Genomic DNA, 22340 nt, shown 5'->3' on the forward strand with positions numbered 1-22340 from the left:
TCATTGTACATTCAATTAAGATTCATTTTTCTCCTCTTGTTAAGAGAACGTTTCAACGAACGAAACTGTTGGTCATTTGTTGAAAAAATGTTTTAAACAATAGGAAGGGCTTCAAGAAAAGAGGATTTTAGTGGAAGGGAGGAAGTCATTATGTAGAAGAAAGCAGCCTTACCCTGTTACGTACAGAGATAAGGCCGCTTTAGGGGCTTTTCATCATATCCGGTTTTAGAAGTGAGAACGTTTTTTAGCGAATGCGTTGTTCATTTTCTGGATTAAAGAAGTGTGCTTTATTCATATTAAAAGCAAGTTCAATCGTATCGCCGCTTTGGGCCGTTGTCCGTGAATCAACACGAGCGACGAATTCTTGGCCGTCAATCGATGAGTAAAGCACCATTTCAGCACCAGTCAATTCCGCTACATCGATCAATGCATTGATTTTCGTGTCTGGCGATGAAGAAATGAATACGGGCTCATCATGAATGTCCTCAGGGCGTATGCCGAGAATCAGTTCTTTATCTTGAAAGCCTTGTTCCCGTAAGATAGACATTTTTCCTTCTGGGACGCGTATGCGCTGTTCTTTGACAACGAAATCATTTCCATCTAAATGGCCTGAAATAAAGTTCATAGATGGAGAGCCGATAAAGCCACCGACGAAAATATTTTCCGGATTGTCGTACACATCTTTCGGTGTGCCGATTTGTTGGATAAAGCCATCTTTCATGATGACAATCCTTGTCGCCATCGTCATTGCTTCTGTTTGGTCATGGGTTACATAAATCGTCGTCGTTTGTAAGCGCTTATGCAATTTTGTAATCTCGGCACGCATTTGCACACGAAGCTTCGCATCCAAGTTGGATAGCGGTTCGTCCATCAAAAACACTTGCGGATCACGGACGATCGCCCGTCCAAGAGCAACACGTTGACGTTGTCCGCCGGACATTGCTTTCGGTTTCCGGTCAAGCATTTCCTCAAGTCCAAGGATTTTCGCCGCATTATGTACGCGGGTTTTAATTTCTTCTTTTTTAAATTTGCGCAGTTTAAGCCCGAATGCCATATTATCGTATACGTTCATATGTGGATACAACGCGTAGTTTTGGAAAACCATTGCGATGTCCCGGTCTTTTGGAGCGACATCATTCATTCGTTTATCACCAATGATAAGGTCGCCTTGGGAAATCTCTTCAAGGCCAGCGATCATCCGCAATGTAGTGGACTTGCCACAGCCTGATGGGCCGACGAAAACAATAAACTCCTTGTCTTCAATGTCCAAGTTGAAGTCTGTAACAGCCGTAACATCCCCATCATATACTTTATACACGTTTTTTAATTGAATCGAAGCCATTTGTCGTTTCCCCTCCTTAGTTATTGTTTGTATTGTAACCCCTTACATAAAGGTGACGCTATGGAAAATGTGCACAAAAAATAACGGTCAACCTGTGCAGCATGCCGCGGGTTATGGAAGCAGCAAAGCGACAAAGGCAGCGTTTGGAAAAGTGCGTATATCAATTCCAGTGACGGCAACAAACTTGTCGATTCTGTATTGTAAGCTATTGCGGTGCAAATGGAGTGTTTTAGCCGCTTTTGTGCTATTCATATTTTCGAGCAAGTACACGCGTACAGTCCTTACCAACTCTTTGTCGTCAACAATTTCCTGAGGAAGAAAATGGGCGCGCAGCTTTTTGAGCTCAAGCGAAGGGGTTTGCTTTAGTAAGTAAGCTAAACCAGCTTCCGCCGCTTGCAATACGTGGCGCTTCTTTTTTGTTTGATCGTCTTTCCAGCAAGCAAACAACTCGCTTTCAAATCGCCATGCCGCCTTTGCTTTTTGCGCTTCCACTGGTGTACCCACCATGAACGAGATCCCGATGTAAAAGTCTGTTTCAATCAATTCGACAACTGCATCTAAATCAACATCCTCTGCGGCCGAAGGAAACAACAACATACCGGACATGCTGTTTTGCCATACGAAACAAGTATATAGAGGAAATGTATTAAGGACCGCTTCACGAAAAGCGGCAAAGTCTTCAAGAGGCTTTTCCAATTGAAAATGAACAGCACAAATCGTTTCTTCTGTCGGCGGCTGTTGCCCGTCGCCGAACAAATAAGCATGCCATGCATGTTCTACTTTTGTTTGTGGAGCAGGAGGAGGCAGAGGTTCACTTAAAAGCAAAGACAACAAAAGCTGCTCTCTGTCTGTTAGCTTTTGGCGGTTAAAAGAAACAGTATCACGATTTTCTGATTGCAGCGCCCAACGATCCGACAGGTTGTCCCCAGGTTTCCATAACGCATGGGCAAATTGTGTTTTTAGTTCAGTGATCATCGTTCACTTACCTTTCCAGGTCTTTTTAGGCTAGTATAACAAAAAAGAAGCCTCTCAGGGCTTCTTTCAGACTGTAGAAAAACGCTCGCATACTTCATCGTTTGTCTCGCTCTACCGTTTGCGTTTGTCGGACTACGAAAAGCTATGACCGCTTGCTTTGTTTTTCTTGGGGAATGTCTTCTTCAATCCGTCCGCCTGAGCGGGGGTTAACGGTTCCTCCATGTAAACCTTCATTCACATATCGGTCGACGTCCAGTTCAAATTTTGCCCGCGCTTCAGAGTCCCGTTTTTCTTTGTTTGGCATGATCATCCCTCCTGGTATTAGCATGCACCAAAAGAGTCAAAATGATTAAATATGCTGTTCTGCTTCATACACATGGTAAAGCATTAAATCATGGATTGATTTTTCTAATTGCAATTGTTTATTTATGTCATGAGGGGCGTTTTGCCACAAAATCGAGCCGTCATGATGGTACGTGCCAGCGACAAAGCGCCCTTCAAAATAGCAAGAAAAACTCCATTTTTGTTTACGGCCGTGGACAGAAAGAGGCTTGTATTGGAAATGGACAAGCACAGAAAACACCTCCATTTTTATGTAAGGGCTTACATAGAGTGTACCATAGGTGGCATTTCATGATCAAAAAAAATCAGCTATAATAGAACAATGGATTTAGGTCCGCATTCCTGGAAAAAGGAGGAAGCCTGCTGGCATTAGAAAGCAGGCATATGACAGTGCACTGGATATGGTTAGTACTTTTACTCGCCGTCGTCGGCGCTATTGTGGGTGCGGCGACCAACGCCCTTGCAATCCGCATGTTATTCCGTCCCCATCGGGCATACTCAATCGGCAAATGGCAACTCCCCTTTACACCTGGCTTACTGCCTCGTCGGCAAAAGGAGCTTGCCGTCCAGCTTGGCAATATTGTCGCCAATCATTTGCTTACCGCTGAGGGTCTCGGCAAAAAATTTGGCAGTACCGCTTTTGCGGCTGAACTAACCAATTGGCTTAAAAAACAGCTTACGAGCTGGCTTAGGAGCGAACGAACCGTTGAGTCGATTGTAAAACCGCTGTTTCAAGCAGATATTGGCCGTGAACAGCTTGTCGTCCACTCCAAATCATGGCTGAAGGATCGCCTCAAACGTTATTTACAAAAAAACAAAGAAGTGCCTATTAAAAGCGTCGTCCCACAAGAATTGCAGGATCGTTTGACGGACTGGCTGCCAGAGGCGTCCGCCTTGTTGTTAAAACGGGCAACCGCTTATATTGACAGTGAAGAAGGCGAGCAGCGGATTGGTGCAATGGTGAGACAGTTCTTGTCGACAAAAGGAAAAGTCGGCAGCATGGTATCCATGTTTTTTTCTGCTGATAAGTTGACGGAATATGTATTGCCTGAAATTAAAAAATTCCTTCATGATGAACAGACAAAGGAAACGGTACAAAGCCTGCTTCAAAGTGAGTGGCACCGTATGCTCAACCGACCGCTTGCTTCTTTTCAGGCAGAGAACTATGTCGATCAGTTTGTCGATAAAGCTGCAGAAGAGCTTGAAGGCAAGATACCTGTTCTAAATTGGTATAACGCGCCTTTGCGTACATGGACAACTCCTTATACAGAACCGCTTGTTGAACGGGGGGTCCCTGTTATTGTCGGCATGGTGACGGCTTACATGGAACAACATATTGCCGATATCCTTAGTAAGCTCCGTCTGGAGGAAGTGATTGAAGCGCAAGTAGCCTCCTTCTCAATGGCGCATTTAGAAAAATTAATTATGAACATTACGAGACGGGAATTGCACATGATTACCCTTCTCGGCGGCTTGATTGGCGGAATCGTTGGTCTCGTTCAAGCCGTTATCGTACATTTTTTCTATTAATTGGCCCATATGGCGTGATTTACGTCCGACTTCGTGTTATAGTCGGTGAGACTAGCCTATAGGAGTGATAATGAATGAGCAATGCGTATGATAAAGCGCACGAGCTAAAAGAAGCGTTAGCAGAAACGCAAGAATTTAAGTCGCTTTACGACTTGCATCGGCAAATCGATGCGGACGACATCGCTAAAAAAATGCTTGAGAATTTCCGGAAGCTTCAGCTCGATTTGCAGCAAAAACAAATGCAAGGTGTGCAAATTAGCGAAGAAGAAGCGCAACAAGCACAGCAGCAATTTGAACTTGTTTCCCAGCATGAATTGATTTCAAAATTGATGGATGCGGAACAACGTTTAAGTGTGATTATTACAGACTTGAACAAAATCATTACCGAGCCACTTGAGCGTATTTATGGCGAACCGCCACAAGAGCAATAAGTCTTTTACGATCTGTCTAACAAGGCAGGTCGTTTTTTTATGGGGGGCTGCAAGCGGCAAACAGCCAGTTCTACTTTTTTCCTCGTCATCATAATACTAGTACAGAATGAGGCAAGTTCACAGTACATCAAGAGAATTGAAGGGGGAATGGATGTGAAGGCCTACAAACTGCTGGCGGTCAATATTGATGGAGCCATTTTTGGCAAAGATTCAAAGATTAGCAGGAGGACGAAAGAGGCGATCAATTATTTAAAGTATAAAGGGATCACAGTTGTCCTGACGACATCACAGCCTTTTTCGCGGGCACAAAAAGCAGCGAAAGCATTAAAGCTTGATGGCATGGTAATCGCTCATGGAGGAGCGCTTGTTGCAGATACAGATAGAAATGAATGGTTTAATCGCCAACTCGAAATGGATACAACACTTGATTTCTGCCATATCCTTGAACGTTTCGACTGTGATGCCCGCCTATTATACGGCGACCACGCTGTAGCGACTCGGCCCTTGCAAAAACAAAATTTGCTTGCACGAATGTCATTTAGTTCTCCTGGTGAACAGTTAATGTACCCGACCACTTATGTTGACTCTCTTTATGAGCAAGTTCTCAAAGAAGGGAGCGGACCTCTTAATATCTCTGTAAAATGTGAAAACAGGGCAGACTTGGACCATATTTGCGAGGTGTTACAGAAAGAGATCCAAAGCATTGAGATTAGCCGCATCAGCAGGAAAGAGTGCATATTCGTTGGTGCTGGAGCCGGAAAAGCACGGGCATTGCAATGGCTTACGAAACAGCGCAGCATGGAGATGGAAGATGTTGTTGCAATTGGCATTGGTGAGGAGGATATTGACATGATAGAAATGGCAGGCCTCGGGGTAGCGATGGGCAATGCCAGTGGAAAACTAAAAGAAAAAGCCTCCTGGGTCACACGGACTGTTGACCAAGACGGCTTTGCTTTTATGGTCCATGAACTGTTCCGAAAGCAACTACGGCTGCAAGTGGATTAGGATCGTCTCTGTCGTAGGGTACAGACGATAGGCAAACGCTCATCAGGCGCTGTCGTTTTTTGCTCAGATGCTCATCGATTCGCATCTTCACTGTTTTGAATAGGGAAACATTCTGTATCCGCTCTTTTAAGAAAGGGCGGTGTTTTTTATCAGTTTTAGGCGAGACTACCCTATTCTCGAGGAATGGGAAGGGCGTAGCCTAATGAGTAGGGTGGGAATGTATCAAAAACATTCGCTAGTTCTCAGCTATGTTCTAGGTGTGGCTATCAAAACAAAGACGTTAAGAATCTGAACCTCCGTCAATGGGAATGCCCTTCTTGTAGTACACATCACGATCGAGATCGTAACGCAAGTATCAATCTTAAAAACGAAGCGATAAGACTTCTAACTGCGGGGACCGCAGGGATAGCTTAATCAATAACTTTCGGTTACGAAGGTGTTCTTAGGAATCCACCACTTCAAGCGTAAGCGAAGTGGTGGGTAGTTCAACGACAGAATAGCAGCAGCTTGCCATTTCTTGTCAAGCGATGAGTGAGCTTTTCCGCCTGCGCTTCTTTTAACCGTAATTTGGCTGTTCGGATGGCTTCCTCGTCTGTTGCTGCTTCAAACCGTTCATTTAACACTTCTGAACTGTCTTTTTGGAAAGCAGTCAAATAGTAAACCATGGGCTCCTCCTTTTGTTTGTTAGCGTTTACATTAGTATAGCATGAAAAAAAGTGTGCATTCACCTATTTTTCATTAGTGAATACAATATCGGCAAAGGGGGAATAGTGGATGTCAGTAGAAACAATTAAGTCATTATGCCAGCGGTACACCAATTATCCCGTCAAATTGACGGCCCATGACGGCGTCGAGCTTGAAGCCATCATTGAATATGTTGACAATGAGAATGCCCATGTCCTTTATCCAGTCGACGAGAATGAAAAACCGATACGCTTGTCCCAATTAGAAGGGTTTTCTAGCGCAATGGAAATGCGCTATCCGTATAGCTATCCATACTATGGCTACCCGCCTTACGGGTTTGGCGTCAGGCCATTTGGCTGGCGTCGCTGGGTGCTACCGCTTGCAGCCCTTGCTGCTATTGCTCTGTTATAGGCATGCTCCGGTTAAGGGCATGCCTTTACATATTTCTTGAGAGTGAGGAAGATTACGTAAATTCAGCGGAAAGTTCGCGATTTAAAACGAAATTATGTAAAATAAAGCTATACCACTTGAAGGTGTCGATAAATGGTTATGGATTTCCTGTTTATGGGCAGGTAACTGAAAGTGAAAACCTGAAGAGGACAAGCTTTTAGACACAAATGTAGATGAAATTGACTGGAGCTGTTAGGAGGATTGCAGATGGAAACATATAACATTTACCTAGTGGAAGATGAAGCGAATTTATCAGAGGTATTAAAGGCTTATTTGCAAAAGGAAGGATGGAACGTCACCGTTTTTCTCGACGGCAATGCTGCTATTGAGGCGGTCCCGGATAAACCGCATTTGTGGGTATTGGATATTATGCTGCCTGGGACCGACGGCTACCAAGTTTTGAAAGCTATTAAAGAGCAAGAAGATACGCCAGTTATTTTTATTTCAGCACGTGACCAAGACTTAGATCGTGTGCTCGGCCTTGAGATGGGCAGCGATGATTATTTGGCAAAGCCGTTTTTGCCTCAGGAACTGATTATCCGCGTAAAAAAGCTGCTTAATCGTGTTTACGGTACGTCGTCAGCAGAATCGCAAAAAATTGAGCTGAACAACTACAGCATTGACCCAATCGGCCGCACGATCGTCGATTTAGAGGCCAATAATGACACGGTTGATTTAACGACAAAAGAAATGGATTTAATGTTGCTGTTGTCTGCTGATATTGGCAAGGCGTTTTCTCGGGAAAAAATCATTGAGCATGTTTGGGGCGAAAATTATTTTGGTTCAGAACGGGCAGTGGACGATGTGGTCCGCCGCGTCCGTAAAAAAATGCCGCGTATCCACTTAGAAACGCTCTATGGTTACGGATACCGCATTTTGTCTTCATGATTAAAATCAACTTGACGAGACGAATCTGGCTTGCATTCGTTTCGTTAATTGTGCTTGTCGTCCTTTCGATCACCATTGTTTACCCACTTTCGATCAGAGGAACGCTTACCGAGGAAACGTATCGTTTAATTGAAAACGATGTAAGGCAGCTTCTTTCTGGCGAGAATGACTACTCACAGTTTCCGTTCCAGCCTGGGTTTTACCAGGCCAGGGAGCAACGTTCAACCGTTTCTTATTTATTTCGAGTATCGGAAGCCGGTGTTAGCTATAATGACCCACGGTTAGTCCCGCCTTTTGAAGTGAATGAAGAAGTAGTCCGGAATGCGTTAGAACAAAAACGGCAACATGGCCGTTATGAAACCACATTTGATGAACAAACGCTATTTTATGTGATCACCAAAATCTCGGACAGCCAATTCCTTGTCACGTATATGTGGGACACATACCGTGACGAGATGGTAAACCGTTTATGGGAGCGGCTGCTATACTTGCTGTTGTTAGCGAGCGCCTTAAGTTTGTTCCCGGCGATTTGGCTAAAGCATTATTTACGCCAGCCTCTTACTGTACTTGAGAACCATCTTGAGCAAATTGCCAACCGTAATTGGCAAGAGCCATTGCGGTGGGAAGGAGATAAGGATTTCGAACGCCTCTCTTATCAATTTGAACGGATGCGGCAAAATTTAAATAGCTATGACCGAGCGCAAAAGACATTCATCCAACATGCGTCCCACGAGCTCAAAACGCCAATTATGGTCATTAAAAGCTACTCTCAGTCTGTGAAAGACGGGATTTTGCCAAAAGAAAATTTGGAGCAAACGATGGACGTTATCACGGAAGAGGCAAACCGGATGGAACGCCGCGTAATTGACATGCTCTATTACACCAAGCTCGACCAAATGAAGAAAGATCAGCTTAATGTTGGGCCATTCCCGTTCGGAAAGCTTGCATACCAGATTGAAGAACGGTTCCGCTACCAGCGCGATGATGTAACCATTTCCGTCGAAGGCGCAGAAGTCGTTGTCGAAGCCGACATTGAACAATGCGAAGTGTTGTTGGAAAACCTCGTTGAAAACGGCTTGCGTTATGCGAAGCATCGCTTGTGTATTCGCGCTGAACAAGATGAGAGGAACTGTTATCTCATTGTCGAAAATGAAGGGGAGCCGATTGACGCTGATTTGACTAAGCTATTTAACCCCTTTTATAAAGGCAATAAAGGCAAATTTGGACTTGGGCTAGCCATCGTCAAGCAAATAGCGGAGCTTCATCGTGGTAGCGCCCGAGTGGAAAATATCGATGATGGCGTCCGATTCACCATTACGTTGCCGAAGACAGTCAAGCCTAAACCTATTGAACCAAAACGGAAAGAACGGCGAAAAGAAGCAAAAGCTGACAAAAAAGAGCGCTAGCCTACGGGTGCGCTCTTTTTGATTTCAACCCCTTTACAGCGAATCGTATGCTATACTGAAAGGAAGATTAGAAGCTTAAGAGGTGAGACGATGGCAAAAGGCATTAGACATCATCGAGTGGGGGAAGCGGTAGATGGTTATTTATTAATTAAAACCGCCACAAAACAAATCGCTAGCAACTCAAAGCCTTTTTTGACGTTGATTCTTGGCGACCATACGGGTGAAATTGAGGCCAAACTTTGGGGCGTTTCTCCAGAAGATGAAGCGACCTTTGTCAATAAAACAATTGTTCATATCCAAGGAGACGTGATTGACTATCGAGGGCGGCTTCAGCTTAAAATTGCCAGCATCCGCCCAACATCCGCGATGGATGGCGTTCACTTAAATGATTTTGTCCGGTCAGCTCCCTTGGCGCCAAATGATATGCTCGATGAAGTCAATCAATACATTTTTGAAATCCATAATCCCCATATCCAACGGATTACACGCTTTCTTCTAAAAAAACACCAACAGGCATTTTTAGAATCGCCAGCGGCAACAAAAAACCATCATGAATTTATGTCCGGCTTGGCATTCCATGTTGTATCGATGCTACGGATTGGCAAAAGCTTAATAGAGCTTTATCCAACTCTTGACAAAGACTTGCTTTACGCAGGCATCATTTTGCACGATTTAGGCAAAGTCCGTGAACTATCTGGCGCGATTGATACAACCTATACGCTAGAAGGAAAGCTTCTCGGCCATATATCGATCATGTCCAATGAAATTGCTCAAGCAGCGAAAGAATTAGAAATTGACGGGGAAGAGGTTCTTATTCTTCAGCATCTTATTTTAAGTCACCATGGGAAAGGGGAATGGGGCAGTCCAAAAACTCCTGTAGTGAGGGAGGCAGAAGTTCTCCATTTAATTGATAATATTGATGCGAAGATTAATATGATGGATCGGGCGCTTGAACGGGTACAGCCGGGAGAGTTTTCGGAACGGGTTATGGCTCTTGATAATCGCAGTTTTTATAAGCCCAGCTTTCATAAAAAGCCAATAGAGTTATAGGTTCCAACTGTTAAACAAACGCCTTCGTTCCTATGCTTGGAACCCGTCATGAACGCTGTTCTATTCTCATTTTCACTCGGCTTCGTACATCGGTAGACATGCATTTTCTATCAGTCTGGATGGTTTTGTCGACTTTGATCATCTCTACAGTTCTATTCTATTTTTCTAATGCATACGTTTTACTAGAAAGCCAAAACGGATGCGGAAGGATGGACGATACGATGAAACCTAAAAAGACAAGCCAGTTCATTGCTCTCGGAGCTGTTGCCGCCTTAACGATTGTCTTCATTGTGACTCAAACTTCGCTACTATCAGTCATAACAAGCAGCCCTTGGTGGATGTATGGTTTGATTATCGGCATTTTGTTTAGCGGATATATGTGGGTAAAAACAATGAAGGAAGAAAACGAGGCTGATCAGGAGTGGATCGAGCAAGAGGGAAATGTTTACATGGCCCGCTTGGAGGCCGCCAAAGCTCGCAGGGAAGCACAACAGAAATAAGAGCAAGCGACAGCATCGCGCTGTTGCTTGCTCTTTTCTTCATTACTCTTCAGTATCTTCGCCGTTGCCTTCGTCAGAGGCATCTGCTTCTGTATCTTCAGCAGATTCATTTTCCTCTGTGTTTTCCTCGTCAGCAGGACCCTCTTCTTCAACGGCAGGCTCTTCGATTGGCGTTGTGTACTGGGTGACAATGGCATCGAATTGCTCGTCATTAATCTTAACGTTGTATTTGTCAATCAGCTCTCCTAAAACAGTGGTAAAGTCCTTCCCTTGCTCGGAGATGATTTGGTCATATACAAAGTCACGGTTGTCTTCAAATGTATCGAGTTTGTCTGTTACTTCAATAATGTGAAACCCGAACTGAGATTCGACAGGATCACTAATGTCATTCACATCCAAACTGAAGGCAACCTCTGAAAATTCAGGCACCATTTGCTCACGGTCAAATGTACCAAGGTCGCCGCCATTTGCAGCTGATTGAGTGTCTGTAGAATACTCTTCGGCCAACTCAGCAAAGTCTTCGCCATCGTTTAAGCGGTCTTTGACTTCATTCGCTGTTTCTTCATCTTCTACAAGAATGTGGCGCGCTGTAATCTGTTCAAATTGTTCTTGGTTTTCTTCAAAATAAGTTTGAAGGGTCTCGTCTGACGTGTCCACGCCTTCTGCACTAAGTTGCTTCATGGCGATTTCAGGCACAATGAGTTCTTCCTTTAATTGGTCAATATCGTCAAGCGGATAGCCGGAATTCGTAAAGAAGTTGACTAAGTCTTCATCAGACTCCACATTATAATCGGATTTTAAATCTTCGATCATTTCATTTATTTCATCATCACTAATGTCCATATCCTCACTAGCACGTGTTAGCAAGGCTGTGCTCATTTGGTTGACAAACTGCTGTTGGGCTTGCTGCGTCTCTTTAAAAGAATCATATAGATCATCTTTCGTGAGAGCTGTTTCCCCATCAATTTCCACTACTGCGTTTTCGCTGTCATCGCTACAACCAGCAAAGACGGTTAAGCTGACAGCACCTACTGCTGCTAATACCAACTTTTTCATTAAGGCACACTCCTCGGTGATCACTAATTTTCTTTTTTCAAACTGCTTGTCCATATACAAACAGCTAGTTTATCCAGGTTCACAAACCATACTATACCATAAATACGTGTTGCCAACAATCTTGGCCGCAAGGATTGAAATTGGGCAAATTGCCCAGTACCCATAATGTGTTTTTGCATAGGATATGGTAACAAAGCATAGAGGAGCTGTTTGAAAGCCAAGCAAAAAAGCGCGATCACGCCATTTATCGTATTGTTTTTCCCGCCTTACAGGCAAAACAGTGCGCTTAGGTCGAACAAGGCAGCAACCCTCTAACATGCTTTATCAAATATCTTGTGAAATTATCAAAGGAGGAAATGTACATGAGTTATGCAGGCGGAGGATACGGATACAATAGCGGATTCGCCTTAATTGTTGTGCTTTTCATTTTGCTAGTCATTATTGGTGCATCTTGGATTTGCTAATCCGCTCATGCCATCCGGCTCTCCCCCGGATGGCTTTTCAATTAAAAGGGGACTATGCAAAACGGGTAAAAAAGGGTATAACGGTAAACAGGTGCTTTTTTCTTTTGGACAAGCTAATGAAAGGTGTGTAGGGGATGCAGCAAAAAAGAGTGACACAGACAGACCGATTCTACAAAGTCGGCTTTTTTGTTGCGGCTGGCCTGTTTGTACTGCTAGTAACGGCTATCATCGTGTTTTTTGTCTATTTATTCGCAGGCTCCGGAGAGGGGCGTTTGCCTGCAAAAGAACAACCGGGGACAAGCGGTGACGTGTTGTCCATTCAGCTTAACCGTAACCAAATGAATATACTGCTAGCCGATTTGACAAAGTCTGGAGAAGACGTGCCTTTTGCTTTTCACTTAGCGGAAGACGGCGTTTACTTGACAGGAGAAGTCGATGTTTTTATTGGAGACGTTGATTTATCAATGAGGTTTGCACCTGAAGTGCGTGAGGATGGGTCGCTTTTATTAAGGGCTGAACATTTAAACGCTGGTGCCCTCCACATTTCTTCAGCATATGCATTACGGATTTTTTCCCAACTCGCTGATTTGCCTGAATGGGTGACGATTTACCCTTCAGAAGAAAGTGTGCTGCTACATCCGAGCGAAATAAAAGCGACATTGCCGTATGGCTTGCACTTCAACAAAGTTGATTTAGCTAATGATGAAATTGAGCTAGGTTTGGTGCGCTCTAATAATAGCACGGTGGATAATTAAAACGGCGGATTTAATAATCCGCCGTTTTTTTACTTTGCAGGTTGCAAGGGGAAGGGGCTGGCAGAAGCCAGTTTTAAATGGCCGTCTTTTTCTTCAACGTTATTTTGAAAATCAGTTAGACAGGCATCAAACTGCTCAATAAACTCAGTGCCGTAAATATGGCGGACGATACAAATAAGCTCAGAGAATTCCGGAAATTTTCCATAAAGTTCTTTCATCGGCATCGCTCCTTGGTAGACATGGTAAGTATGCTCATTAAAGGCTCTCATTGTCTCAAGGAACAGTTGTCGGCCAGACTCTGTTAGACAAATATACGTATTCCGCTTGTCGTCTTTTTTCTTTGAAAATGAAAGCAATCCTCTTGCTTCAAGTTTTTTTGAAAAATTAAAGGCGGTGGAGACATGCATAACACCGTGTGAAGCGATGTCTGAAATGGTGGCGCCATTAAGCTGATAGGCAATCCAAAGAATATGGTGTTCGTTTAAATTTAGGTGGAATGGTTTAATCCATGCTTGCCAATCTTTTTCAACAGATTTCCAGAGGGCTTTGCTTAACAGCGCCATTTTATGGCTAAAGACAATCGATTCTTTTAGTGGGTGGTTCAAATCCATCTCCTCCATTCCGAAAACTTGTAAAACAAATGTTATCTTTATATATTTTCTTATATTATGCCGAAAAACCGACAATAAATAAAGAGCCAATTTTCAGGAAAAAAGCGTCCCCGTGCTTAAACGTCATGTTTAGGCACGGGATTTCTCTTGATTTAACTGGCTAATAGACGCTTGTGCTTCATTAATGTGGCGTTGTAATGCTTCGGTAGCTGGTTTCGTATCTGTTTTCCATTGCTCTATCGATTGGCTAAGTTCGGAAGCGGTTTGTTTACCGACAGATTTAGCTAAATCGACCACTGTTGCCGTTTGGCTGGCGACTTGTTTGGCTTGCAAGGAAATGGTTTGAAGACAATCTTTGCTGGAGTTGTATGTTTGTTGCAAACATGCCCGCGTTTCCCCGCCACTGCGTGGCGCTGACAGCAAAGTAGCAATGCCAGCAGAGACAAAGCCTACAGCAATTCCGGCTACAAAGGAACATTTTTTCATACGGTGGCTCCTTTCTCGGCATGTTTATTTTTAAATTGTTTCATAAAATCAACAAGCGCTTCACAAGAGGCGTAAGGAACAGCATTATAAATGGACGCTCTTAGCCCTCCGACTGAACGGTGGCCGTTAAGGCCGACAAACCCTTCTTCTTTCGCTTCCTGCAAGAACAAAGAAGTCAACGCATCATTGGCCAATGTAAACGTGACGTTCATATTTGAGCGTGAATCTTGGTTGGCATGACCCATGTAAAAGCCATCGCTTTCATCTATCGCATCATATAAAAGTTGCGCTTTTGCTTTATTCCTGTTTTCGATTTCTGTTAAACCACCAGATTCTTCTAGCCAGTCAAGGACTAGACCGAGCATATAAATCGAAAACACAGGCGGCGTATTGTAAAGGGAATTTGATTTAACAAACGTATCATAAGACAACATTGCCGGAAGGCCGCTTTTAGCTCGCTGCAAAAACGAATCTTGGATCAATACAAGCGTCACCCCTGAAGGGCCTAAGTTTTTTTGGGCTCCGGCATAAATTAGGCCAAATTGGTTTACGGGGATGCGGCGCGAGAAAATGTCGCTTGACATATCACAGACGAGTGGCGCTTTCGTATTGGGAAAGGCATGCCACTGGGTTCCATATATCGTATTGTTTGATGTCATGTGGACATACGAGTCTTGCGCATGTTCGCTAATCTGGTTTAAAGCAGGAATTTGTTTATAATTGCCGTCTTTTCCTGATGCGCCAATCGCCGTTTTGCCGAAATGTTTGGCTTCTGCGAGCGCTTTTTCTGACCATGCACCTGTTAGTACATAAGTTGCTTGCTGATCAAGAAAATTCATCGGCACCATTGGGAATTGTAAGCTGGCGCCTCCTTGCAAAAACAGGATGTGGTAGTCATCAGGTACTTCCAACAATTTCCTTGTTTGCTTAATCGCATGAGTATGGATGCGGTCATACGTGTCGCTGCGGTGGCTCAGTTCCATGACCGACATGCCTGTCCCATCAAAATTGACCAGTTCTTTTTGCGCTCTTTCTAAGGCTTGCTTTGGAAGAGCTGCAGGGCCTGCGTTAAAGTTATGCACATCGTTCAAGGCTGACCACTCCTAGTATCTTTATTGCTTTAAAGTGTGTTATTATCAGAATCATACCACAGTTTGGCGTCATCATGTGCATTTTTCCAAAAAAGTTTTATGAAAAAATGACTTACTCTCTCCTTAACCCATCAATCCAATCTTTAAAAGCTTGGTTCTATAGCGTGTGCTCCTTCTATACTCCGTCTTACGGCAGCGTTTTTAGCGAACATGTGATCATGTCAGTCCTAATGTTGTCGACAAAGTCAATCAGACTGATAGAAAACGCCTGTCGAACACGACAGTTGGCGCGTTTGTCTACAGCCTGGCAGTCTCTTGACCTCTTATTACGTACATCCTCAGCTAATATAAATGCCGATTTGTTTTTCCAGCAAAGTTCCAGGCTAAGTGTGTCCCGCCAATGGCAGGGATGCCCTGTAATGAAGCTAGGAAAGGATAGCCACATTAAAAAGGCGAAAAAAACGCCAGTGACTTCTAATGCTCAAAATATCTAGAAATCAACATATCTAGAAACCAACTTTGGGAGGCGAAGGATCGTAAACACTGACATTCATTTAAAGATTCATCTTTATCTTTTCAGCGGACGCTTGCAATGATTCCATGTCGGTCGTTCCTACGGTAGCTTCTTTCCATAGTGAGCCATATAAACCCGTCTCGCCATACCGAGGAAGGAGATGGAGATGGTAATGAAAGACGGTTTGCCCGGCAGCCTCGCCATTGTTATTTAAGATGTTCATTCCTGCAGGAGCGAACTCTGCTTTCAAGGCTGAAGCTAGCTTTGGCACTGCCGCAAACAGCGTTGCTGCTGTTTTTTCAGGCAGGCTAAAAATATCGGCATGGTGTGCTTTAGGGATAACTAATGCGTGTCCTTTTGTCACTTGCGAGATGTCAAAAAAGGCAACAATCTCATCATCTTCGTAGAGTTTGACAGCAGGAATATCTCCTTGGACAATTTTACAAAATACGCAATTACCGGACATACTATCACCTCATCATTTGATATACAGCCAGTTTACCTGCAATAAAAAGGAGAAGCAACGTCTTTTCAATAAAGGAATACAGAACGACAATGTGGAAAGGGGTATGGCTGACCATAGAATGTGCGCGATGTAAAAAAATTTGCTACACTTACTTCAAGGAGTGATTAGGACGTGCTGACAATTGAACATTTGACCGGCGGTTATTCGCCGAAAAAACCGGTTTTGCATGATGTGTCTTTTACTGTAAACAAGCAAGAAATTGTCGGCTTAATCGGATTGAATGGTGCGGGTAAAAGTACTACCATCAAACATGTCTTAGGATTAATGGACCCGATGAGCGGAGACGTGAGAATAAATGGACTTGCTTTTGCCGATGATGCCGACACATATAGACGCTCTTTTGCCTACATACCCGAAACGCCGCTCCTGTATGATGAGTTAACATTGTGGGAGCACTTGCGTTTAACGAGTGTCGCTTATGGAATTGACGACAACGTTTTTGAAGAAAGGGCTGAAAGGCTGTTAAACGAATTTAATATGGCGAAAATGAAAAAATGGTATCCGAACCATTTTTCAAAAGGGATGCGCCAAAAAGTGATGATCATGAGCGCATTTTTGACAGAGCCGTCCCTTTATGTTGTCGATGAGCCCATTGTTGGCCTTGACCCTGTAGGGATTACATCGTTTTTAAATTGGATTTCAAAAATGAAAGACAGGGGCGCTGCCGTGTTAATGTCTACCCATATTCTTGCTACAGCAGAACGCTATTGCGACCGCTTTGTCATTTTACACCAAGGGCAAGTTGTTTTGGCTGGAACGCTTGCCGACATGCGCGATGCGATCGGCAAACCGGACGCAACGCTTGATGACATTTATATTGAGATGACGAGGGAAGAGCGCCATGATTGATGGCAAATCATTGTGGGCAGACCGCTGCCACAACTACTGGAGGGAAGCGCAAGGTTATTTAAAGCTGATTTTAAACAGTGGTTTTGTCGGTTCGGTTTTCTTTTTGTTTCTGTTTTTAACGGTCTATTACCAACAATTTATTGAGACAATGCCGGCAGATTTTCCTGTTGCAGAGCTGCTTACGGTACTATTTGCCTGGAGGCTGACAGCCGGCCATATCCGCACCTTTGTCAAGCCCGCCGATATTGTCTTTTTGTTGCCGTATGAAGAGCGGCTCCGTCCTTATTTTGCCCGCTCCATTGCTTATTCCATTGCTTGGCAATCAGGCTATATAGTGCTGTTGTTTATGGCGAGCGGGCCAATGTTTACAGCAAGAGGAGGAGGCGGAGCTGTTTTTTGGGTAACGCTTGTCTTGCTGTTGGCGGTTAAAGCATGGAATATGTTAGCGGTGTGGTATGAGCAACGTCTTTCATCCAGAGGGGAGCGAGCTTCACATATCGTTTTGCGGCTATTGTTGAACACGGCTGTTGCGTATTTGCTGTTTGATCAAGCGCCTTACTGGCTCACGCTTGCATTGGTTTTGTTGATGGTGTTATTGTATGTCTTTTATTTCCGGATGCTTAAAACGAAGCATGTACTAAAATGGGAACGTTTAATTGAAATCGAAAGCGGAATGGTTTTGTTTTTTTACCGGATTGCCAATGCCTTTACGGATGTGCCTCAACTTCGGAAGAAAGTACGAGCAAGGGTTTATATGCAATGGGCAATTCCTCTGCTTGGCGGCGACAAGCGCGCTGTTTACCAGTACTTATACGCCCGGTCGTTTATTCGAGCCAATGATTATTTTGGAACGTATGTCCGTTTATTGCTAGTCGGTTCCCTTATTCTTTACATTCTTCCTTCAGGCTGGATGCAAGTTGGGGTTGCTTTTTTGTTTACCCATATGACAATGATGCAGCTTTCGACGTTGTCTTTCCATCATTCTACAAGCATGTGGGTCGATTTGTACCCGATTAGGCCAGGAGAGCAAAAAACGGCTATGTCTCAGTTGGTATTACGATTGTTAGCCGTGTTAGTGCTTGTATTTGCCCTCATTGTCTTTGCATCTACCTCAGCGATCTTCGGCTTGCTTACACTTGTTGCTACTGGTGTATTAGCGTTTTATGGCAGCCAGACGCTCATTCATCGCAAAAGAGGAAAATACCGGCGCATTCGGTAATATACATGAAATGAGGAGTGATTTCATGTATGAAAAAGAAGTGGAAGAGGAGCTAAGGCGCTGGCAGCGTAGGATCAAAAAGCGGCCATCGCGTCTTTCAACTAAAACAAAGGAATGGCAAAATAAAATCAACGACAGGCTTCCGGCCATTTACCACCAAACAGCAACAATTTGTGTCCAGAAAACGATTGAAGCTGTGCTTGCAGGGAATACTTTCGCGACAAAAGAGCCTGAGGAAAAGCCAGTGACGTTGAAAGAGTGCGACGACGAAGTGCGTCGCATTTTCCAACTATACCGGCGAACCGCTGTTTTTGAAGGAATTGGCACTGGAGCAGGGGGCGTACTTTTAGGCTTAAGTGATTTTCCTTTATTGCTTTCCATCAAATTTAAAGCACTGTTTGCTACGGCCGCGGCGTACGGATATTCGCCCAAGAAAGAGTCGGAACGCCAACTGATTTTGCTCATTTTTCAGCTCGCTTATTCGTCTGGTGACGATAGAACAGAATTGTTGGAGGCCATTAGCGACCATTTAGAACAACGTCTCCTAGAGACCGATTGGCGAACATTGCAGTTGCGCTATCGAGATTATATTGATGTGCCCAAAATGTTTCAGCTTATTCCTGGCTTCGGCGCTTTTGTTGGTGGAGCAGTGAACCATACATTGCTCGAGAAGCTGGAAGAAACAGCAATGAACGTCTACCGGATGCGCTGGCTAAATCGCTTGAAAACGCAATAACCATACGGTGAAACGACAAAGGGAGCGCAACGTTGCGCTCCCTTCAGACTGTAGTCAAACGCTCGCATCCTTCGGTGTTCGTCTCGGCTGACAAGCGTTTTCTATCAGTCTGAGTGATTTTGTCGCCTTCGTCTCACTTGCCTCGCTTATATGCTATTATGTTATCCGAGCCATGACGGCGTATAACGGGACATAATAGCAGCAAGGGCGGAAAATTGGCCAGTAAACAGCAGAAGGCCGAGGACAATCATCATGTACCCGCTTACTTTCTGAATCGTTGGCAAGTACCTGTTCAGTCGCTTCATTTTATGTAAGGAGCGGGACCAAAGAAGGGCAATCAACAAAAAAGGAATGCCAAGCCCTGCTGAATAAACAAACAACAGGAATGTGCCGTCCCAGAGCTTGCCTGTCGTTGAGGCAAGTGCCAAAATCGCTGACAGAACCAAACCAACGCAAGGCGTCCATCCTGCTGCAAATAGGAAGCCTAGCAACAGCGATTTTGAAAAGCTCGCCGCCGATTTTGGTTCTGCATGCAAGCGTTTGTCTGTGAACAAAGCACGGATTGACAAAAGACCGGCCATTTGCAATCCGAATAAAATAATAATAATGCCACCGATTCGCTCAAGCAAAAAACGGTTGCCCATAAACAATTGGCCGATTGCCGTGCTCGTTAGGCCAAACAACATAAAGACAACAGTAAACCCGGCGATAAAGCCAAGGCTTCGCGATAGGATGACACGGCGAGGGGCAGAAACCGCGCCGGCTGAAACCGCTGATCCAGTCAATTGAGATAAATAGGCAGGCAACAGCGGGAATATGCAGGGTGAAAAAAAAGAAACGAGTCCTGCTAGAAATGCAACGCTTACGGTGACTTCCATTTTGAACATGACACTCCTTCTTGCCTTAAACTCGTCTATCCATATAGTATGCTAGCTTAAGTGTAACATGCTTAGAAAGAAGCGCGAAGGGTTTTGTCAAAAAATCACGAACTAGCTCATTGAAAACAAGCGTTTTAGGCGGAAGTTATGAAGTTTGCGTGGATAATTGCGAAATAAGTTGTAAAAACACGAATGACTGTGCGCACTTTTGCATTTTCCGGTATGATAATTGAAGCATTGGCAAGCAACGTTTATGTGCTTGCGCCAAAGGTCAAGCAAGTGCCAGTGGCCTAAAGGGGGTCATCGGATGGTAAAAAAACTCGCACTAGCGGCTGGTGTAGTAGCAGCAATGATGGTGCTTTCCTTTTTAATCTTTGCCGTTGCCATATTGGCGGGTACGTACCAAATAGATGAAGAGAAGCTAATGATGAACAATTCGAGTGTGATCGTTGATACGGAAGGCAACGTCATCACGAACTTATATATGGAAAATCGTGAAGTCATTCCGATTGAACAAGTCCCTGAACTTGTGCAACAAGCGTTTGTAGCAATGGAAGATTCCCGTTTTTATGAACACCAGGGCATTGATTTTAAAGCGATTGGCCGTGCCCTTTACCGTGATATTTTAGCAGGTGCCAAAGTAGAAGGGGGCAGCACCCTTACACAGCAACTTGCTAAAAATTTGTTTCTATCTAACGAAAAAGCGTGGCTGCGGAAAACAAATGAAGTACTCATTGCGATGAATTTAGAGCGGCGTTACAGCAAAAGCGAGATATTGGAAAAGTACTTAAATCAAGTTTATTTTGGCCACGGCGCTTACGGGATTGAAGCAGCTGCTCATTTGTATTTTAACAAACCAGCTTCAGAATTAACGATTTATGAAGGAGCTTCCCTTGTAGCTGTCGTGAATGCACCAAGCGCATTTTCGCCAATTGATGAACCGGAGCACAACAAAGAACGGCGTGATTTAGTACTTAAGGTGATGGCGCAGCAAGGTTATTTAAGTACTGAGGAAGCTGAAGAAGCACAGAGCCAACCGCTAGAAACCAACAGACAAGAACAAACGGTGGATGAGTCGTTATATACGTACATTGACATGGTCATGGATGAAGCGAGTGAGCGATTCAATATTAGCCATGAAGAGCTGCTAACTGGCGGGTACCGAATTGTTGTCCCAATTAACATGGAGTTGCAAAAGAAAACATATGAGGCACTGCAAAACGATCGTTTCTTCCCAGAAGAAAACAAAGACGCCCAAAGCGCTATGATGTTTATGGACTCAGAAACAGGCGGCATTCTCGCTGTCCAAGGAGGCCGTGATTATGTGCGGCGTGGCTTAAACCGCGTGAATGTAAAGCGGGCGCCTGCTTCAACATTTAAGCCTTTAGCGGTGTTTGCTCCAGCGTTGGAAAGTGGCATGTACCAGCCTTACTCGCTGTTGCGCGATGAATTGCTTCAGTATGATGATGGCTATACGCCAAAAAATGTAAATGGCGAATATAGTGGCGAAATGACGATGTATGAGGCACTGACCACATCCGCCAACGCTCCAGCTGTATGGCTTTTAAACGAAATTGGCATTCAGGATTCTGTGTCGATCCTAAAAAAGTTTGGCTTTCTCTTACCTGATAGGCAGCTCTCCCTAGCACTTGGAGGCTTGCGAGAGGGTGTAACTCCTTATGAGATGGTACGCGCTTACCGAGCATTTGCCCATGAAGGTCAAATTATTGAACCTCATACAATTAAAGACATCTATGACAGCAATGACAAACGTATCGGCGGGGCTAAGCCTGTTGAAACAGAAGTCATTAGTGCCCAAACAGCATGGTCGATGACAAGAATGCTAGAAAATGTCATGGCTGCTGGCACTGGCGCAAGTGGGCCTGCCTCTACATCTGCTATTGCTGGCAAAACGGGGACGCAAGGGTACGAGGCAGTTGCTGGCGCAAACAGCGATGTGTGGTTTGTCGGCTATACGCCAAAAGTAGTGGGGGCCGTTTGGATGGGGTATGACCAAACAAACGAAAGTCAGTACTTTGCCGGAGGGAGTGGCTATCCGACACGGCTGTTCAAAGAAATAGTCAACTCCCTTCCTGCTTCAATGCAGGACACGGCTTTTGAACAGCCTGAAGGCACAACCGATTTGGCTTCACCGCTAGCAATGGAAAAAATTGAAGAATTCACCGCCCAATACACGATTGGCGGCAAAGGTTTAATAAGTGTGCAGTTAGAATGGGACGCGGTTGAAGATGAGCGAATTGCTTTTAATGTGTATGAAGTCGACGGAGATGCGAAGAAACAAGTCGCTTCAAAATTAACAGAACCTCATTTTACGATTGGGAAAATGAATCCATTCTCTTTGCCGAAATACCAAGTGGTCACCTATGACCTAGAGACGGATACTGAAGGGGCTGCTTCTGAAGCGCTCGAACCTTCGTTTTCATTTTCATTCTAAAGCCGCTACTGTAGCGGCTTTATTTATTTTTATGGATTTGGCAACTCTAAATATAACGAGGGGATGGTTTAGAATAGCTCAATTTCGTGACAATCGT

General features: G+C 44.3%; 25 protein-coding genes and 1 pseudogene. 15 read left to right on the forward strand and 11 right to left on the reverse strand.

Features of this window, described 5'->3' with window-relative positions; all coding sequences use genetic code 11:
- Positions 1-244 precede the first annotated feature (244 nt).
- The 4 genes from N6H06_RS07210 to N6H06_RS07225 form a co-directional block, all read right to left on the reverse strand.
- The gene (locus tag N6H06_RS07210) at positions 245-1342 is read right to left on the reverse strand and encodes an ABC transporter ATP-binding protein (protein WP_062747596.1); all 1098 of its coding nucleotides are present in this window, start codon (positions 1340-1342) and stop codon (positions 245-247) included.
- A gap of 111 nt (positions 1343-1453) precedes the next feature.
- Positions 1454-2317: a PucR family transcriptional regulator gene (locus N6H06_RS07215; RefSeq protein ID WP_062747594.1), complete on the reverse strand. Its 864-nt coding sequence runs from the start codon at positions 2315-2317 to the stop codon at positions 1454-1456.
- A 142-nt stretch (positions 2318-2459) separates the two neighbouring features.
- Positions 2460-2621, reverse strand: a complete 162-nt coding sequence (locus N6H06_RS07220) for a hypothetical protein (protein WP_193754480.1) — start codon at positions 2619-2621, stop codon at positions 2460-2462.
- Between the two features lie 45 nt (positions 2622-2666).
- Positions 2667-2891, reverse strand: coding sequence for a YheE family protein (locus tag N6H06_RS07225; protein ID WP_062747591.1), 225 nt, complete (start codon positions 2889-2891; stop codon positions 2667-2669).
- A 152-nt stretch (positions 2892-3043) separates the two neighbouring features.
- Here N6H06_RS07225 and N6H06_RS07230 point away from each other — a divergent pair, with 152 nt between their 5' ends.
- The 4 genes and pseudogenes from N6H06_RS07230 to N6H06_RS07245 form a co-directional block, all read left to right on the forward strand.
- Complete coding sequence (locus tag N6H06_RS07230) at positions 3044-4189, forward strand: DUF445 domain-containing protein (RefSeq protein ID WP_263705977.1); 1146 nt, start codon at positions 3044-3046, stop codon at positions 4187-4189.
- 74 nt (positions 4190-4263) lie between these two features.
- The gene (locus tag N6H06_RS07235; RefSeq protein ID WP_011246363.1) at positions 4264-4620 is read left to right on the forward strand and encodes a YlbF family regulator; all 357 of its coding nucleotides are present in this window, start codon (positions 4264-4266) and stop codon (positions 4618-4620) included.
- 153 nt (positions 4621-4773) lie between these two features.
- Positions 4774-5625, forward strand: coding sequence for an HAD-IIB family hydrolase (locus N6H06_RS07240; protein WP_062747588.1), 852 nt, complete (start codon positions 4774-4776; stop codon positions 5623-5625).
- A 219-nt stretch (positions 5626-5844) separates the two neighbouring features.
- Positions 5845-6039, forward strand: a pseudogene (locus N6H06_RS07245) (zinc ribbon domain-containing protein); the annotation flags it as partial.
- A 71-nt stretch (positions 6040-6110) separates the two neighbouring features.
- Here the strand turns inward: N6H06_RS07245 and N6H06_RS07250 are convergent.
- Positions 6111-6290 carry a YhzD family protein gene (locus N6H06_RS07250; RefSeq protein WP_062747586.1) on the reverse strand — a complete coding sequence of 60 codons (180 nt, stop codon included), beginning with the start codon at positions 6288-6290 and terminating at the stop codon, positions 6111-6113.
- A 109-nt stretch (positions 6291-6399) separates the two neighbouring features.
- Here N6H06_RS07250 and N6H06_RS07255 point away from each other — a divergent pair, with 109 nt between their 5' ends.
- The 5 genes from N6H06_RS07255 (at position 6400) to N6H06_RS07275 (ending at position 10603) form a co-directional block, all read left to right on the forward strand.
- Positions 6400-6720: a hypothetical protein gene (locus N6H06_RS07255; RefSeq protein WP_011246366.1), complete on the forward strand. Its 321-nt coding sequence runs from the start codon at positions 6400-6402 to the stop codon at positions 6718-6720.
- A 246-nt stretch (positions 6721-6966) separates the two neighbouring features.
- Entirely contained in the window at positions 6967-7647 is a 681-nt protein-coding gene (locus N6H06_RS07260) for a response regulator transcription factor (protein ID WP_011246367.1), read from the forward strand.
- Positions 7644-9053 (forward strand): sensor histidine kinase, encoded by a 1410-nt coding sequence (locus tag N6H06_RS07265; RefSeq protein WP_263705978.1) that lies wholly within the window; start codon positions 7644-7646, stop codon positions 9051-9053. Before N6H06_RS07260 ends, N6H06_RS07265 begins: the two co-directional genes overlap by 4 nt.
- 90 nt (positions 9054-9143) lie before the next feature.
- Positions 9144-10103 carry a 3'-5' exoribonuclease YhaM gene (gene yhaM, locus N6H06_RS07270; protein ID WP_062747582.1) on the forward strand — a complete coding sequence of 320 codons (960 nt, stop codon included), beginning with the start codon at positions 9144-9146 and terminating at the stop codon, positions 10101-10103.
- 221 nt (positions 10104-10324) lie between these two features.
- Positions 10325-10603 (forward strand): sporulation YhaL family protein, encoded by a 279-nt coding sequence (locus tag N6H06_RS07275; RefSeq protein ID WP_157730504.1) that lies wholly within the window; start codon positions 10325-10327, stop codon positions 10601-10603.
- A gap of 42 nt (positions 10604-10645) precedes the next feature.
- Here N6H06_RS07275 and N6H06_RS07280 read toward each other — a convergent pair whose 3' ends face one another.
- Entirely contained in the window at positions 10646-11659 is a 1014-nt protein-coding gene (locus N6H06_RS07280; protein WP_263705979.1) for a peptidylprolyl isomerase, read from the reverse strand.
- Positions 11660-12021: 362 nt separating this feature from the next.
- Between N6H06_RS07280 and N6H06_RS07285 the strand changes: the two genes are divergently transcribed.
- Both N6H06_RS07285 and N6H06_RS07290 read left to right on the forward strand, forming a co-directional pair.
- The gene (locus tag N6H06_RS07285) at positions 12022-12123 is read left to right on the forward strand and encodes a YjcZ family sporulation protein (RefSeq protein ID WP_082808297.1); all 102 of its coding nucleotides are present in this window, start codon (positions 12022-12024) and stop codon (positions 12121-12123) included.
- Positions 12124-12257: 134 nt separating this feature from the next.
- Entirely contained in the window at positions 12258-12878 is a 621-nt protein-coding gene (locus tag N6H06_RS07290) for a YpmS family protein (RefSeq protein ID WP_263705980.1), read from the forward strand.
- Between the two features lie 29 nt (positions 12879-12907).
- On the opposite strand, the gene N6H06_RS07295 is transcribed toward N6H06_RS07290, so the two are convergent.
- The 4 genes from N6H06_RS07295 to N6H06_RS07310 form a co-directional block, all read right to left on the reverse strand.
- The gene (locus N6H06_RS07295) at positions 12908-13498 is read right to left on the reverse strand and encodes an HTH-type transcriptional regulator Hpr (protein WP_062747577.1); all 591 of its coding nucleotides are present in this window, start codon (positions 13496-13498) and stop codon (positions 12908-12910) included.
- Positions 13499-13618: 120 nt separating this feature from the next.
- Positions 13619-13975, reverse strand: a complete 357-nt coding sequence (locus N6H06_RS07300) for a YtxH domain-containing protein (protein ID WP_062747575.1) — start codon at positions 13973-13975, stop codon at positions 13619-13621.
- Entirely contained in the window at positions 13972-15066 is a 1095-nt protein-coding gene (serC, locus tag N6H06_RS07305; protein ID WP_062747573.1) for a 3-phosphoserine/phosphohydroxythreonine transaminase, read from the reverse strand. Before serC ends, N6H06_RS07300 begins: the two co-directional genes overlap by 4 nt.
- A gap of 554 nt (positions 15067-15620) precedes the next feature.
- The gene (locus N6H06_RS07310) at positions 15621-16046 is read right to left on the reverse strand and encodes an HIT family protein (RefSeq protein WP_062747571.1); all 426 of its coding nucleotides are present in this window, start codon (positions 16044-16046) and stop codon (positions 15621-15623) included.
- A gap of 171 nt (positions 16047-16217) precedes the next feature.
- Here N6H06_RS07310 and N6H06_RS07315 point away from each other — a divergent pair, with 171 nt between their 5' ends.
- Genes N6H06_RS07315 through N6H06_RS07325 form a run of 3 tightly spaced genes read left to right on the forward strand, consistent with a single transcriptional unit; the run spans position 16218 to position 18910 of the window.
- Positions 16218-16955, forward strand: coding sequence for an ABC transporter ATP-binding protein (locus tag N6H06_RS07315; protein ID WP_062747569.1), 738 nt, complete (start codon positions 16218-16220; stop codon positions 16953-16955).
- A complete protein-coding gene (locus N6H06_RS07320; RefSeq protein WP_062747567.1) occupies positions 16948-18174 on the forward strand; it encodes an ABC transporter permease in 1227 nt (408 codons plus the stop codon). Before N6H06_RS07315 ends, N6H06_RS07320 begins: the two co-directional genes overlap by 8 nt.
- Positions 18175-18199: 25 nt before the next feature.
- Complete coding sequence (locus N6H06_RS07325) at positions 18200-18910, forward strand: EcsC family protein (protein WP_062747565.1); 711 nt, start codon at positions 18200-18202, stop codon at positions 18908-18910.
- 161 nt (positions 18911-19071) lie between these two features.
- Here N6H06_RS07325 and N6H06_RS07330 read toward each other — a convergent pair whose 3' ends face one another.
- Positions 19072-19797: a cytochrome c biogenesis CcdA family protein gene (locus tag N6H06_RS07330; protein ID WP_062747563.1), complete on the reverse strand. Its 726-nt coding sequence runs from the start codon at positions 19795-19797 to the stop codon at positions 19072-19074.
- 298 nt (positions 19798-20095) lie between these two features.
- On the opposite strand from N6H06_RS07330, the gene N6H06_RS07335 reads away from it, so the two are divergent.
- Positions 20096-22243, forward strand: coding sequence for a transglycosylase domain-containing protein (locus N6H06_RS07335; protein WP_263705981.1), 2148 nt, complete (start codon positions 20096-20098; stop codon positions 22241-22243).
- The last annotated feature ends 97 nt before the right edge of the window (positions 22244-22340 follow it).

It is taken from the genome of Shouchella tritolerans, assembly GCF_025770735.1.
Classification (GTDB): Bacteria; Bacillota; Bacilli; order Bacillales; family Bacillaceae_D; genus Shouchella; species Shouchella tritolerans.